This window comes from Variovorax multivorans, assembly GCF_051216835.1.
Lineage (GTDB): Bacteria > Pseudomonadota > Gammaproteobacteria > Burkholderiales > Burkholderiaceae_C > Variovorax.
The window spans coordinates 258,430-272,229 of record NZ_JBPJZL010000002.1; the positions used below are offsets into that span (position 1 = coordinate 258,430).

Annotated in this window: 12 protein-coding genes; 11 read left to right on the forward strand and 1 reads right to left on the reverse strand. The window is 66.6% G+C overall.

Features of this window, described 5'->3' with window-relative positions:
- Positions 1 to 89: 89 nt before the first annotated feature.
- The 11 genes from ACSFCA_RS04800 to accD all read left to right on the forward strand — a co-directional run bounded on the left by ACSFCA_RS04800 (position 90) and on the right by accD (position 13,138).
- Positions 90 to 1,034 carry a LysR substrate-binding domain-containing protein gene (locus ACSFCA_RS04800; RefSeq protein ID WP_258350683.1) on the forward strand — a complete coding sequence of 315 codons (945 nt, stop codon included), beginning with the start codon at positions 90 to 92 and terminating at the stop codon, positions 1,032 to 1,034.
- A gap of 48 nt (positions 1,035 to 1,082) precedes the next feature.
- Positions 1,083 to 2,504, forward strand: a complete 1,422-nt coding sequence (gene leuC / locus ACSFCA_RS04805) for a 3-isopropylmalate dehydratase large subunit (RefSeq protein WP_258350684.1) — start codon at positions 1,083 to 1,085, stop codon at positions 2,502 to 2,504.
- Between the two features lie 14 nt (positions 2,505 to 2,518).
- Entirely contained in the window at positions 2,519 to 3,169 is a 651-nt protein-coding gene (leuD, locus tag ACSFCA_RS04810; protein ID WP_093075564.1) for a 3-isopropylmalate dehydratase small subunit, read from the forward strand.
- A gap of 40 nt (positions 3,170 to 3,209) precedes the next feature.
- Entirely contained in the window at positions 3,210 to 4,298 is a 1,089-nt protein-coding gene (gene leuB / locus ACSFCA_RS04815; protein WP_435458804.1) for a 3-isopropylmalate dehydrogenase, read from the forward strand.
- A 90-nt stretch (positions 4,299 to 4,388) separates the two neighbouring features.
- Positions 4,389 to 5,531, forward strand: coding sequence for an aspartate-semialdehyde dehydrogenase (gene asd, locus ACSFCA_RS04820; RefSeq protein WP_435458805.1), 1,143 nt, complete (start codon positions 4,389 to 4,391; stop codon positions 5,529 to 5,531).
- Positions 5,532 to 5,799: 268 nt separating this feature from the next.
- On the forward strand, positions 5,800 to 8,517 hold the full coding sequence (locus ACSFCA_RS04825; RefSeq protein ID WP_435458806.1) for a FimV/HubP family polar landmark protein: 2,718 nt from the start codon (positions 5,800 to 5,802) through the stop codon (positions 8,515 to 8,517).
- 33 nt (positions 8,518 to 8,550) lie between these two features.
- Positions 8,551 to 9,363, forward strand: a complete 813-nt coding sequence (gene truA / locus ACSFCA_RS04830; RefSeq protein ID WP_258350687.1) for a tRNA pseudouridine(38-40) synthase TruA — start codon at positions 8,551 to 8,553, stop codon at positions 9,361 to 9,363.
- The gene (locus ACSFCA_RS04835) at positions 9,360 to 10,061 is read left to right on the forward strand and encodes a phosphoribosylanthranilate isomerase (RefSeq protein WP_258350688.1); all 702 of its coding nucleotides are present in this window, start codon (positions 9,360 to 9,362) and stop codon (positions 10,059 to 10,061) included. Before truA ends, ACSFCA_RS04835 begins: the two co-directional genes overlap by 4 nt.
- 47 nt (positions 10,062 to 10,108) lie before the next feature.
- The gene (gene trpB, locus ACSFCA_RS04840; RefSeq protein ID WP_258350689.1) at positions 10,109 to 11,395 is read left to right on the forward strand and encodes a tryptophan synthase subunit beta; all 1,287 of its coding nucleotides are present in this window, start codon (positions 10,109 to 10,111) and stop codon (positions 11,393 to 11,395) included.
- The gene (gene trpA, locus ACSFCA_RS04845; RefSeq protein ID WP_435458807.1) at positions 11,395 to 12,240 is read left to right on the forward strand and encodes a tryptophan synthase subunit alpha; all 846 of its coding nucleotides are present in this window, start codon (positions 11,395 to 11,397) and stop codon (positions 12,238 to 12,240) included. Before trpB ends, trpA begins: the two co-directional genes overlap by 1 nt.
- 25 nt (positions 12,241 to 12,265) lie before the next feature.
- On the forward strand, positions 12,266 to 13,138 hold the full coding sequence (gene accD / locus ACSFCA_RS04850) for an acetyl-CoA carboxylase, carboxyltransferase subunit beta (protein WP_012746558.1): 873 nt from the start codon (positions 12,266 to 12,268) through the stop codon (positions 13,136 to 13,138).
- Between the two features lie 72 nt (positions 13,139 to 13,210).
- Here the strand turns inward: accD and ACSFCA_RS04855 are convergent, their stop codons facing one another.
- The gene (locus ACSFCA_RS04855; protein ID WP_258350692.1) at positions 13,211 to 13,771 is read right to left on the reverse strand and encodes a YggT family protein; all 561 of its coding nucleotides are present in this window, start codon (positions 13,769 to 13,771) and stop codon (positions 13,211 to 13,213) included.
- Positions 13,772 to 13,800 lie beyond the last annotated feature (29 nt).

The following is a 13,800-nucleotide window of genomic DNA, read 5'->3' on the forward strand; positions in this document are numbered from 1 at the left end:
AACAAGGTCATCTCGTATCACGATGCCTGACACATAAAAACAAGGAGAAAATAGCCTCCTCATCGCCAGACGCGATGCCCCACAGCCCCATGAGCACATCCGAACGCAACTTCGCCCGCCGCATCGACCTCACGTCGCTGCAGCTGTTCGTTGCCGTGTGCGAACTGGGCAGCATCGGCCGTGCGGCGGAGCGCGAGTTCATCGCGGCCTCGGCCATCAGCAAGCGGCTGTCCGACCTCGAGGCCACGCTCGGCACCACCCTGCTCTACCGCCACGCGCGCGGCGTCGATCTCACGCCCGCCGGCGAAAGCCTGTTGCACCACGCCCGCTCGGTGCTCTATAGCCTGGAGAAGATGCAGGGTGAGCTCAGCGAGTACGCCGACGGCGTGCGCGGCCACGTGCGGGTGCACGCCAACATCTCGGCGATCGTGCAGTTCCTGCCCGAAGACCTGGGCGTGTTCACACGCGCCCACGAGGCCATCAAGATCGACCTTGAAGAACACCTGAGCAGCGAGGTGATCCGCGCGGTGCAGGAAGGCGCGGCCGACCTCGGCGTGTGCCACGTGGCCGGCGGCGCGGGCGAATTGCAAAGCCTTTCTTACCGGCACGACCGCCTCGCACTCATCGTGCCCACGGGGCATGCGCTGGCGGCGCAGGGCGCCATCGACTTCATCGATTCGCTCGACTTCGACCATGTCGGCCTGCACACCAACAGCTCGATCTACGTCGCGATGCACGAGGCCGCGCTCGACGCCGGCCGCAGCATCAAGCTGCGCATCCACGTGACGGGTCTCGACGCCATGTGCCGGATGATCGAGAACGGCCTGGGCATCGGCGTGATGCCGCAGCGCGCCTTCGAGCTCATGCAGAACGGCATCGGCCGCGGCCTCGTGAGCGTAGCGCTCAACGACGCTTGGGCGGCGCGCGAGATCCGCCTGGTGGCGCGCGACTTCTCCACCCTGCCAGTGGCTGCGCGCTCGCTGGTGAATCACCTGCACGCGGCTGCGGACGGCACGGAACAACTCGCGGCCTGAACCACGAACACAGACAATCCATTTCCCCACGAAAGACAAGAGACCGACATGGCACGCACGCTCTACGACAAGATCTGGGACGAACACGTCGTCCACACCGAGGAAGACGGCACCGCGATCCTCTACATCGACCGCCACCTGGTGCATGAAGTCACCAGCCCGCAAGCCTTCGAAGGCCTGCGCGAAGCCGGCCGCAAGCTGTGGCGCATCAGTTCGGTCGTGGCCACCGCCGACCACAACACGCCCACCACGGGCTGGGAGCGCGGCTACGAAGGCATTGCCGATCCGACCAGCAAGGAACAGGTCACCACGCTCGACCACAACATCGCCGAATTCGGCGCAGCCGCGTTCTTCCCGTTCCTGAGCAAACGCCAGGGCATCGTGCACGTGATCGGCCCCGAGTCGGGCGCGACGCTTCCGGGCATGACTGTCGTCTGCGGCGACTCGCACACCTCCACGCACGGCGCATTCGGCGCGCTCGCGCACGGCATCGGCACCAGCGAGGTCGAGCACGTGATGGCCACGCAGACGCTGCTGGGCAAGAAGGCGAAGAACATGCTCGTGAAGGTCGAGGGCAAGCTGCCGCTCGGCTGCACCGCCAAGGACATCGTGCTGGCCATCATCGGCAAGATCGGCACGGCCGGCGGCACGGGCTACACCATCGAGTTCGCTGGCTCGGCCATTCGCGACCTGAGCATGGAAGGCCGCATGACGGTCTGCAACATGGCCATCGAGGCCGGCGCGCGCGCCGGGCTGGTGGCGGTCGACGAGAAGACCGTCAGCTACGTGAAGGGCCGCCCGCTCGCGCCCACCGGGGTGGAGTGGGACCAGGCCGTGACCTACTGGCGCACGCTGCAGTCCGACCCAGGCGCGACCTTCGACGCCGTGGTCGAGCTCGACGCCACGCAGATCCAGCCGCAGGTGACCTGGGGCACCTCGCCCGAAATGGTGGTCGACATCAACGGCCGCGTGCCCGATCCCGACAAGGAAAAAGATGCGAACAAGCGCGGGGCCATCGAGCGCGCGCTGGTCTACATGGGCCTGGAGCCCAACAAGGCCATGAACGACATCTTCATCGACAAGGTGTTCATCGGCTCCTGCACCAACAGCCGCATCGAGGACATGCGCGAAGCCGCGGCCGTGGTGAAGAAGCTCGGCCAGAAGGTTGCGAAGAACGTGAAGCTCGCGATGGTCGTGCCCGGCTCGGGCGTGGTGAAGGAACAGGCCGAGCGCGAAGGGCTCGACCTGATCTTCAAGGCCGCTGGCTTCGAATGGCGCGAGCCCGGCTGCTCGATGTGCCTGGCGATGAACGCCGACCGGCTCGAACCCGGCGAGCGCTGCGCATCCACCAGCAACCGCAACTTCGAAGGCCGCCAGGGCGCCGGCGGCCGCACCCACCTCGTGAGCCCGGCCATGGCCGCCGCCGCTGCGGTGCACGGCCACTTCGTCGACGTGCGCACCTTCGCCTGATCTGGAGACAACACATGCAGAAATTCACCGTGCACAAGGGCCTCGTGGCCCCGATGGACCGCGAGAACGTCGACACCGACGCGATCATTCCGAAGCAGTTCCTCAAGTCGATCAAGAAGACCGGCTTTGGCGTGAACCTGTTCGACGAGTGGCGCTACCTCGACGCCGGCTTTCCGGGCCAGGACCCGGCCAGCCGCAAGCCGAACCCCGACTTCGTGCTGAACCAGCCACGCTACGCCGGCGCCTCGGTGCTGCTGGCGCGCAGGAACTTCGGCTGCGGCTCGTCGCGCGAGCACGCACCGTGGGCGCTCGACCAATACGGCTTTCGCGCAATCATTGCGCCGAGCTACGCCGACATCTTCTTCAACAACAGCTTCAAGAACGGCCTGTTGCCGATCGTGCTGCCCGAAGCGCAGGTGGCCCAGTTGTTCGACGAGACCTTCGCGTTCCCAGGCTACCAGCTGACCATCGACCTGGAGCGCCAGGTGGTCGTGAAGCCCGATGGGCAGGAGTTCGCGTTCGACGTGCAGGCCTTCCGCAAGTACTGCCTGATCAACGGGCTGGACGACATCGGCCTCACGCTGCGCCACAAGGACAAGATCAAGGCCTTCGAGGCCGAGCGCCTGGCGCAGAAGCCGTGGCTCGCGCACACGATGATTTCCTGATCGCGCGCATTTCCGTTTTCAAAAAACCTCAGACCAATTTATGAAAATCGCAGTTCTCCCGGGTGACGGCATCGGCACCGAAATTGTGGCGGAAGCCGTCAAGGTGCTCGACGTGCTCGACCTGAAGTTCGAGATGGAGTCGGCACTGGTCGGCGGCGCGGCCTACGAGGCGCACGGCCACCCGCTGCCCGAATCGACGCTCAAGCTGGCGAAGGAAGCCGACGCGGTGCTGTTCGGCGCCGTCGGCGACTGGAAATACGACAAGCTCGACCGCCCGCTGCGGCCCGAGCAGGCCATCCTGGGGCTGCGCAAGAACCTGGGCCTGTTCGCCAACTTCCGCCCTGCAATCTGCTACGAGCAACTGGTGGGCGCGTCGAGCCTGAAGCCCGAGCTGATCGCCGGCCTGGACATCCTGATCATTCGCGAGCTGACCGGCGACATCTATTTCGGCCAGCCGCGCGGCCGCCGCACCGCCGTCGACGGCCACTTCCCGGGTGCCGAGGAAGCCTTCGACACGATGCGCTACTCGCGCCCCGAGATCGAACGCATCGCCCGCGTGGCCTTCGAGGCGGCACGCAAGCGCAGCAAGCGCGTGACCAGCGTCGACAAGAACAACGTGCTGGAAACCTCGCAGCTGTGGAAAGACGTGATGCTCGACATCGCGAAGGAATATCCGGACGTCGAACTCGACCACATGCTGGTCGACAACGCGGCCATGCAACTCGTGAAGGCGCCCAAGAAGTTCGACGTGGTGGTCACCGGCAACATGTTCGGCGACATCCTCTCGGACGAGGCCGCGATGCTCACCGGCTCCATCGGCATGCTGCCTTCGGCATCGCTCAATTCGAGCAACCAGGGCCTGTACGAGCCCAGCCACGGCAGCGCTCCCGACATTGCCGGCAAAGGGGTTGCCAATCCTTTGGCTACAATCCTGTCCGCTGCCATGATGCTCCGCTTCTCACTCAACCAAGCCGAGGCTGCCGACCGTATCGAGTCGGCGGTCAAGGATGTGCTCGCCTCCGGGCTGCGCACTGGCGACATCTGGTCAGAAGGTACGAAGCGCGTCGGCACCCGCGAAATGGGCGACGCGGTCGTTGCAGCAATCACCAAAAAGACGATTACCGGCTAACCGCAGCCCGCTTCGTCACGCCCCTCCCCGGCTCGACGAGTCGGGGGCAAGAAAAGACAAATTTTTCTTTTTTCATAAGGGCAAACTGAAATGGCGAACGCATCTCAACCTCTGGTCGGCCTCGTGGGCTGGCGTGGCATGGTCGGCTCGGTCCTGATGGACCGCATGCAGGCCGAAGGCGACTTCGGTCTCATCGAGCCGGTCTTCTTCTCGACCTCCAACGCCGGCGGCAAGGCCCCGGCGATGGCCAAGAACGAAACCGCGCTGAAGAATGCGAACGACATCGAGGCACTGAAGAAGTGCGACATCGTCATCACCTGCCAGGGCGGCGACTACACCAGCGAGGTGTTTCCCAAGCTGCGCGCCGCCGGCTGGAACGGCCACTGGATCGACGCCGCCTCCACCCTGCGTATGCAGGACGACGCGATCATCGTGCTCGACCCGGTCAACCTGCCGGTCATCGAGAACGCGCTCGCCAAGGGCGGCAAGAACTGGATCGGCGGCAATTGCACCGTGAGCTGCATGCTCATGGGCGTGGGCGCCCTCTACAAGGCCGGCCTGGTCGAGTGGATGACCAGCATGACCTATCAGGCAGCCTCGGGCGGCGGCGCACAGCACATGCGCGAGCTGCTGACCCAGTTCGGCACCATCAACGCCGAAGTGCGCGCCCTGCTGGACGACCCGAAGTCGGCCATCCTCGAAATCGACCGCAAGGTGCTGCACAAGCAGCAGACCCTCAGCGCTGCTGAAACGGCCAATTTCGGTGCGCCGCTGGGCGGCTCGCTGATCCCCTGGATCGACAAGGACCTGGGCGACGGCATGTCCAAGGAAGAGTGGAAGGGCGGCGCCGAAACCAACAAGATCCTCGGCCAGGGCCCGGGCTTCAGCACCGCTGCCACGCCGGTCGACGGTTTCTGCGTTCGCATTGGCGCGATGCGCTGCCACAGCCAGGCCCTGACCTTCAAGCTCAAGAAGGACGTGCCGGTCGCCGACATCGAAGCGATGATCGCCGCCGACAACCCCTGGGCGAAGGTCGTGCCGAATACGCGCGAAGCCACCCTGAAGGACCTGACGCCGGTGGCCGTGACGGGCACCATGGACATCCCGGTCGGCCGTATCCGCAAGCTGGCGATGGGCCCGGAGTATGTCGGTGCCTTCACCATCGGCGACCAACTGCTGTGGGGCGCCGCGGAGCCGCTGCGCCGCATGCTGCGTATCCTGCTCGAAGCCTGATGCGGGCTGCTCAGGGCCTTTTGAAACATGAATTGTTGCCTTACGGCAACATCCAATGTGTGCGTAAGTATGCGCGCACTGGGTAGAACAAGCGCATTGCCTTGTCAGTGCCCGGTGATGGTGCTAACGTCCTCTTACAAATTCTGGGCCTGAGCCGCCCCCTATCAGCATGACAAGACATCTGTTGCCTGCGGCCAGCCCATCGGCCGCTCGCCCGCCTCTGCCATCAAACGGTTGGCGCCTTTCCATCCTTGGTGCGGCGGCAGCCGTGGCACTGGGCATCGTCAGCACCGACGCCAGCGCATTCGCGCTGGGTCAGCTGAAGGTGCAATCGGCGCTGGGCGAACCCTTGCGCGCCGAGATCGACGTGACCGAAATCGCCGCCAACGAGGCGGACGGTCTGAAGATCAACATCGCCACGGCCGAAGCCTTCAAGAACGCGGGCGTTCCGTACAACTCGGCCCTGAGCGACGTCAAGGCAACGCTTCAGCGCCGCGCCGGCGGCCAGTACGTGGTGCGCCTGAGCGGTAACCGCCCGTTGAACGATCCGTTCATCGACCTGTTGCTCGAGGCCAACGGTTCGTCGGGCCGCATCGTGCGCGACTACACCGTGCTGCTCGATCCGCCGGCCACGCGCCAGGCGGCCGCACCGGCCACGCCCATTTCGCCCCAGATCGCCACGCCGACCGAACGCGCTGCCCCGGCAGCCCGTGCTCGCCGCGAACGCCCCCCCGTAGTGGCGGCTGCGCCTTCGGCAGCCCCCGCAGCAGCCGCACCTGCGCCGGCCGCGGCAGCCCCCGCCCCCGTCACTGCAGCCGCTCCGGCGATTCGCAGCGGTGGCGGCGAACAGGTCACCGTTCAGCGCGGCGACACCGCCAGCAAGATCGCCGGCGCCCACAAGCCAGCCGACGTGTCCCTGGACCAGATGCTGGTGGCGCTGCTGCTCACCAACCCCGATGCATTCGTTGGCGGCAACGTCAACCGCATGCGCGCCGGCGCGGTGCTCGATCTGCCGAGCGGTGCCGAGGCGGCGGCCATTCTGCCGGACGAAGCCCGTCGCACGGTCACGGCACAGAGCCGCGACTTCGGCGCCTACCGCCAGCGCCTGGCCGACAACGCGCCGACCTCGAACGTGGCAGCCGCGAGCCGCAAGGCCTCGGGCAAGCTGCAAGCCAACGTCGAAGACCGCAATGCAGCGGCCAGCGCACCCGACAAGCTCACGATCTCGCAAGGCAACGCGGCTACCCGCGCCGCCGACGAAAAGGTCGCGCAGACCCGTCAGGCACAAGACAACAACAACCGCGTTGCGGAGTTGTCGAAGAACATCAACGAGCTGAACAAGCTCAAGGCTGCAACGGGCACCGGTTCGTCGGCACCTGCCGCAGCCGCTGCGCCGGCAGCACCGTCGACGCCGGGCATCCCGGTTCCGGCACCGACCACCAGTGCCACGACCGCTCCCCCGGTCACAAGCCCTGCTCCGGCACCTGCCGCTGCACCAGTCCCGGCTCCCGCCCCCGTTGCGGCAGCCGCACCGGCCGCTCCCGCCGCAGCAGCACCGAGCCCCGCGCCCACACCCGAAGCAACGGCTGCAGCCCCTGCTGCTGCCGCTCCTGCCCAGACGGCCGAGGCCGCAGTCGCAGCCGCGCCAGCTGCAACCGACGCCGGCGCCGCTCCCGCAACGGCGGCAGCGAGCGCTGCAGTGGCCGCCGCTGCACCGAAGCCAGCCGTGAAGAAGCCCGCTCCGCCGCCCCCGCCGGAGCCCACCTTCCTCGAAGAGCTGCTGGACAACCCGCTGATGCTGGCTGGCGCGGCGCTGATCGCGCTGCTGATCGGCTTCCTGCTGTACCGCGTGCTGGGCCGTCGGCGCGAGGAAATGAGCGAAAGCGTGTTCCTCGAAAGCCGCATCCCGAAGGATTCGTTCTTCGGCGCCAGCGGCGGTGAATCGGTCGACACCAAGCACCGCGGCGACTCCACCGTTTCGTCGCTGTCGTACTCGCCGAGCCAACTCGACGCGGGCGATGTCGACCCCGTGGCCGAAGCCGACGTGTACCTGGCCTACGGCCGCGACCTGCAGGCCGAGGAAATCCTGCGTGAAGCGCTGCGCCTGAACCCGGACCGCACCGCCATCCACCTCAAGCTGCTCGAAATCCACGCCAAGCGCCGCGACGTGCGCGCCTACGAAGGCCTGGCCACCGAAGTGCACAAGCTGACTGGCGGCCTCGGCTCCGACTGGACCCGCGTGGTCGACATGGGCAAGGATCTCGATCCGGGCAACCCGCTGTACGAATCGGGTGCTCCCCGCAGCAGTGGCGGCGCCAGCGCTGCCGAGACGGCTGCTTTTGCGGGCGCCCTCGCCTCGGCCGCCAAGCCGGCAGCAGTTCCGCCTCCCGCAGCACCACCGGCGGCCGTTGCACCGCCCGCCTTCGTGCCCTCGGTGGCACCGCTGGACTTCGACCTCGACCTGACCACGCCGCCGGCCCCCGCCCCTGCGCCGGTCCAGCACGCACCGGTCGGTGCCAGCCTGCCGAAGTCGGTCTACGCGCCCGCTCCGACGACAGCACGCCCCGCACCACCCCTGTCGAACGGCCACGCCGCAACGCCTGTCGATCTCGAGAACGACTTCGACACCGCCCCCGGCGCGCTGTCGGCAGACACGCTCCCCAGCTCGCTGAGCGACGCGGAACACAACACCCGCCCCGCCGCGCTACGCAATGCGCTGCCGGCCGACTCGGGCTTCATCGAATTCGACATGAGCGCACTGGCTGGCCTGCCCGCTGCCCGCTCGGCCGAAACCGCAAGGCCTGCAGCTACCGCGCCCGACGACGAAGGCGATGAGAGCCCGCACGCCGTCAAGCTGTCTCTCGCTCGCGAACTGCAAGCCATCGGCGACGTCGAAGGCGCCCGCTCGCTGGTCGAGGAAGTCGAAGCCGAAAGCGCTGGCGACCTCAAGTCGCAAGCCCGTCAACTGCTCGCAGAACTGCGCTGAGCGGTTGCCGCTCCTGTCGTTCTTCCTGAATTCGTGAGGCTGGCGCTCGGCATCCGGTACAACGGCCAAGCGTACGAGGGCTGGCAAAGCCAGCGCTCGGGCCGCACGGTGCAGGACAAGCTCGAAGCGGCCCTCACGAAGTTCGCCGCGCAGCCCATCGGTACGCTGTGCGCCGGTCGCACCGATGCCGGCGTGCACGCGCTGATGCAGGTGGTGCACTTCGACACCACCGTCGAGCGCGAACCCTTCTCCTGGATGCGCGGCACCAACCGCTTCCTGCCCGACGACATCGCGGTGCAGTGGGCGCAGCCGGTGCCCGATGAATTCCATTGCCGTGCCAGCGCCCTGGCGCGCCGCTACCTCTACGTGCTTTCGCAATCGCCCGTGCGGCCCAGCCTCGATTCGGGCCGGGTCGGCTGGTCGATGCATGCGCTCGACGGCGATGCGATGCGCGCCGCGGCCGCGCTACTCGTCGGGCAGCACGATTTCAGTTCGTTCCGCGCCTCGGCCTGCCAGGCGCGCTCGCCGGTCAAGGACCTGCGGCGCATCGAGATCACGCGCGTGGGCGACGGCGAACGCTGCCGCTGGCATTTCGAATTCGAGGCCGATGCCTTTCTGCACCACATGATCCGCAACCTGATGGGTTGCCTGGTGCGCATCGGCCATGGCGACGAACGGCCCGAGTGGATTTCTGAAGTGCTCGAGGCACGCAGCCGCAAGGTGGCGGCGCCCACCTTCTCCGCGGACGGCCTGTACTTCCTGGGCCCGCTGTACGACGCCAAGTGGGGTCTGCCGGCGGAAGCCACGCTGCAGGCCGGCGGGGCTCCGTATGATGGCCCGCCATGACCGCGCTTTCCGTTCCCCGCACCCGCATCAAAATCTGTGGCCTGACACGTGAGGCCGACGTGGATGCGGCAATCGAAGCCGGCGCCGATGCCATCGGCTTCGTGCTCTATGCGAAGAGCCCCCGCGCCGTGACGCTCGAACGCGCCGCCGAACTGGCCTCGCGCCTGCCCCCGTTCATCACGCCCGTGCTGCTGTTCGTGAATGAGGATGCTCCCAAAGTCATAGCGGCACTCACCCGTGTGAAGGGCGCCATCGCCCAATTCCACGGCGAGGAAACGCCCGAACAATGCGAAGAAGCCAGCGGCCCAGGGCGCTTTCGCTACATGCGCGCGGCCCGCATTCCGCTGGGGGCTGCCGGGGCCGGCTTCGACCTCGTAAAATACGCGTCCGATTACTCCCACGCCCAGGCCATCCTGCTCGACGCTCATGTCGAAGGTTATGGCGGTGGCGGCAAGGCATTCGATTGGTCACTTCTTCCACCCGCCGTCGACGCTCACCTCGTCTTGAGTGGTGGGCTCACACCTGCAAACGTGAGCGATGGCATTCGCATCCTGCGGACGCGCTGCAAGACGCTGTCCGTTGATGTGAGCTCGGGCGTCGAAATCGACGGTCCCGGGAACAAGGGCCTCAAGGACGCCGGAAAGATCCGGCAATTCGTCGCAGCCGTCAGGGCTGCCGACGCGTCCTTCTCCAGTTAGCCGCCGCAGCCGATCGTCGTCGGGCTGCGGCTCACCGATCGAGAACCATGCAAAGCCAATTCCAGGACTACCAGCAACCCGACGCCACCGGCCACTTCGGCAACTACGGCGGCACCTTCGCGAGCGAAACGCTCACCCACGCGATCAACGAACTGCGCGACGCGTATGCGAAGTTCAAAGACGATCCGGCGTTTCTCGCCGAATTCCACTACGAGCTGAAGCACTTCGTCGGCCGCCCCTCGCCGATCTACCACGCCGCGCGCACCAGCCGTGAAATGGGTGGCGCGCAGATCTACCTGAAGCGCGAAGACCTGAACCACACCGGCGCGCACAAGATCAACAACGTGATCGGCCAGGCGATGCTCGCGCGCCGCATGGGCAAGCCCCGCGTGATCGCCGAAACCGGCGCCGGCCAGCACGGCGTGGCAACCGCCACCATCTGCGCGCGCTACGGCCTCGAATGCGTGGTCTACATGGGCAGCCAGGACGTGAAGCGCCAGAGCCCCAACGTCTACCGCATGAACCTGCTCGGCGCGACCGTGGTGCCCGTCGAATCCGGCAGCAAGACGCTGAAGGACGCGCTCAACGAGGCAATGCGCGACTGGGTCACCAACGTGGAAAACACCTTCTACATCATCGGTACCGTCGCCGGCCCGCACCCCTATCCGACGATGGTGCGCGACTTCCAGAGCGTGATCGGCACCGAGTGCATCGAGCAGATGCCGGCCATGCTCGCAGCCGACGGCATCACCGGCGAGGCCGAAGGCAAACAGCCCGATGTGGTCGTCGCCTGCGTGGGCGGCGGCAGCAACGCCATGGGCATCTTCCATCCGTACATTCCGTTCGCGGGCACGCGCCTGATCGGCGTCGAAGCGGCTGGCGAAGGGCTCGACAGCGGCAAGCACTCGGCGTCGATCCTGCGCGGCAGCCCCGGCGTGCTGCACGGCAACCGCACCTACCTGCTGCAGAACGAAGACGGCCAGATCACCGAGACCCACAGCATCAGCGCGGGCCTCGACTACCCTGGCGTGGGCCCAGAGCACGCGTACCTGGCCGACATCGGCCGTGCCGAATACGTCGGCATCACCGACACCGAAGCGCTCGAAGCCTTCCACTACCTGTGCCGAACGGAGGGCATCATCCCCGCGCTCGAATCCAGCCATGCCCTGGCCCATGCAATGAAGCTCGCCAAGACCATGCGCCCCGACCAGTCGATCCTGGTGAACCTCTCGGGCCGCGGCGACAAGGACATCGGCACCGTCGCCGACCTGTCGGGTGTCGATTTCTACGACCGGCCCTCGATGCGCGGTCTGAGCGTGAAGGGAGGCAAGTGATGAGCCGCATTGCCACCACCTTCGACGCGCTGAAAAAAGACGGCCGCCGCGCCCTGATTCCCTACGTGACCGCCGGCTTCCCCTTTACCGACATCACGCCCGAGCTGATGCACGGCATGGTCGAGGCCGGCGCCGACGTGATCGAGCTGGGTGTGCCCTTCTCCGACCCCATGGCCGACGGGCCAGTGATCCAGAAGGCCGGTGAAGCCGCGCTGGCATTGGGCATCGGCATGAAGCAGGTGCTCGCCATCGTGGCCGCCTTCCGCCAGAAGGACACGACCACGCCCGTGGTGCTGATGGGCTATGCCAACCCCGTCGAGCGCTACGACCTCGTGCACGGCAAGAAGGCCTTCATCCGCGATGCGGTCGCAGCCGGCGTCGACGGCCTGCTGGTGGTCGACTACCCGCCGGAAGAATGCGAAGACTTCGCCGCCGAGCTGAAGGCGGCCGGCATCGACCTGATCTTCCTGCTGGCCCCGACCAGCACCGACGAGCGCATGGCGCAGGTCGCGCGCATCGCCAGCGGCTACGTCTACTACGTGTCGCTCAAGGGCGTGACGGGCGCCGGCCACCTCGACACCGAGGCGGTCGGCCAGATGGTCCCGCGCATCCGCCAGCACTTGAGCATCCCGGTCGGCGTGGGCTTCGGCATCCGCGACGCGCGCACCGCGCAGGCGGTCGGATCGGCCGCGGATGCGGTCATCATCGGCACCAAGATCATTCAACTCATCGAAGACCAGCCCCGCGAGCGGGTGGTGCCGGCGGTGCGCGAATTCCTTGCGGGCATCCGCGAGGCGCTCGATGCACTGCCTGCCGCCACGGCCAAGAACGCGGCTGGTCGATAATCACCGCCAACACAAGGAGCCCCTTATGAGCTGGCTTGAAAAACTTCTACCCGCCAAGATCGCACAAACCGACCCGTCCGAGCGCCGCCAGGTGCCCGAGGGTCTGTGGATCAAATGCCCCGCCTGCGAGACCGTTCTGTACAAGACCGACCTCGAGCACAACCAGAACGTCTGCCCCAGCTGCAGCCACCACCACCGCATCGGCGCCCGCGCGCGGCTCGACGCGTTCCTCGACGCCGAGGGCCGCTACGAAGTCGGCCAGGAAGTGCTGCCGGTCGACGCCCTGAAGTTCAAGGACAGCCGCAAGTACCCCGAGCGCCTGAAGGAAGCCCTGGAAAACACCGGCGAGACCGATGCGCTGGTCGTCATGGGCGGCTCGGTCCATAGCATCAGCGTGGTCGTGGCCTGCTTCGAGTTCGAATTCATGGGCGGCAGCATGGGCAGCGTGGTCGGCGAGCGCTTCGTGCGCGGCGTCGAGACCGCCATCGAGCAGAAGGTGCCCTTCATCTGCTTCACCGCCACCGGCGGCGCGCGCATGCAGGAAGGCCTGCTCTCGCTGATGCAGATGGCCAAGACCAATGCCGCGCTCACGCGCCTGGCGAAGAAGGGCCTGCCCTACATCAGCGTGCTGACCGACCCGACCATGGGTGGCGTGTCGGCAGGCTTCGCCTTCGTGGGCGACGTGGTGATCGCCGAGCCCAAGGCGCTGATCGGCTTTGCCGGCCCGCGCGTGATCGAATCGACCGTGCGCGTGACGCTGCCCGAAGGCTTCCAGCGTGCCGAGTTCCTGCAGACCAAGGGCGCCATCGACTTCATCAGCGACCGCCGCGAACTGCGCAAGACCATCGCCAGCACGCTGGCCATGCTGCTGCGCCAGCCGGCCGACGCGGTCAGCTGAACGAGACAGGTCAAAAGCAAAAGGGCCCGGGTGCATCGCACCCGGGCCCTTTTTCTTGGGGAATTCAGAAGTTCAGAAAGTCAGTTGATAGGCAAACACCAGCAGGTTGCCCAGCACGATCGCGATCACCTGCAGCACGACGATGGCGGCCAGCGGCGACAGATCGACCCCGCCGATCAGCGGAATGAAGCGGCGAAACGGCCGCACCAGTGGCTCGGCCAGGCGCGAGATCAGGTCGAGCAGCATCGGCGAGGCGTTTGGAATCCAAGACAGCACCGCGTAGACCACCAGCAGCGCGGTCAGGCCGGAAACCGCCAATTGCATCAGCCCGACCAGCGACACCAGCGGCAAGGTCGCGATGCGCCCCAGGTTGCCCACCAGCAGCCACAGCAGCAGGAACTTCAGCATCACCAGCAGCCAGGCCGCGATCAGGCTTGCCAGGTCCCAGCGCTTCACCGCGGGCACGATGCGCCGCAGCGGCAGCACGATCCAGTCGGTGATGGCGAACACGAAGCGCCCGAGCGGATTGCCGAACGGCACCCGGTGGTACTGCATGTAGAGCCGCAGCAGACATGCGCCGCCGAGGAGGCCGACGATCACGTCGAGAAGGAACGAGGGAATCTGATAGAGCATGGGGCGTGGCCGTGAGCGGAATGCGATGA

Bases quoted from the DNA above. Each gene is read 5' to 3' on its own strand.
- ACSFCA_RS04835 (WP_258350688.1), top strand. From the start codon at position 9,360: ATGACCGCGCTTTCCGTTCCCCGCACCCGCATCAAAATCTGTGGCCTG.
- ACSFCA_RS04855 (WP_258350692.1), bottom strand. From the start codon at position 13,771: ATGCTCTATCAGATTCCCTCGTTCCTTCTCGACGTGATCGTCGGCCTC.
- accD (WP_012746558.1), top strand. From the start codon at position 12,266: ATGAGCTGGCTTGAAAAACTTCTACCCGCCAAGATCGCACAAACCGAC.
- trpB (WP_258350689.1), top strand. From the start codon at position 10,109: ATGCAAAGCCAATTCCAGGACTACCAGCAACCCGACGCCACCGGCCAC.
- leuB (WP_435458804.1), top strand. From the start codon at position 3,210: ATGAAAATCGCAGTTCTCCCGGGTGACGGCATCGGCACCGAAATTGTG.
- asd (WP_435458805.1), top strand. From the start codon at position 4,389: ATGGCGAACGCATCTCAACCTCTGGTCGGCCTCGTGGGCTGGCGTGGC.
- ACSFCA_RS04800 (WP_258350683.1), top strand. From the start codon at position 90: ATGAGCACATCCGAACGCAACTTCGCCCGCCGCATCGACCTCACGTCG.
- leuD (WP_093075564.1), top strand. From the start codon at position 2,519: ATGCAGAAATTCACCGTGCACAAGGGCCTCGTGGCCCCGATGGACCGC.
- trpA (WP_435458807.1), top strand. From the start codon at position 11,395: ATGAGCCGCATTGCCACCACCTTCGACGCGCTGAAAAAAGACGGCCGC.
- leuC (WP_258350684.1), top strand. From the start codon at position 1,083: ATGGCACGCACGCTCTACGACAAGATCTGGGACGAACACGTCGTCCAC.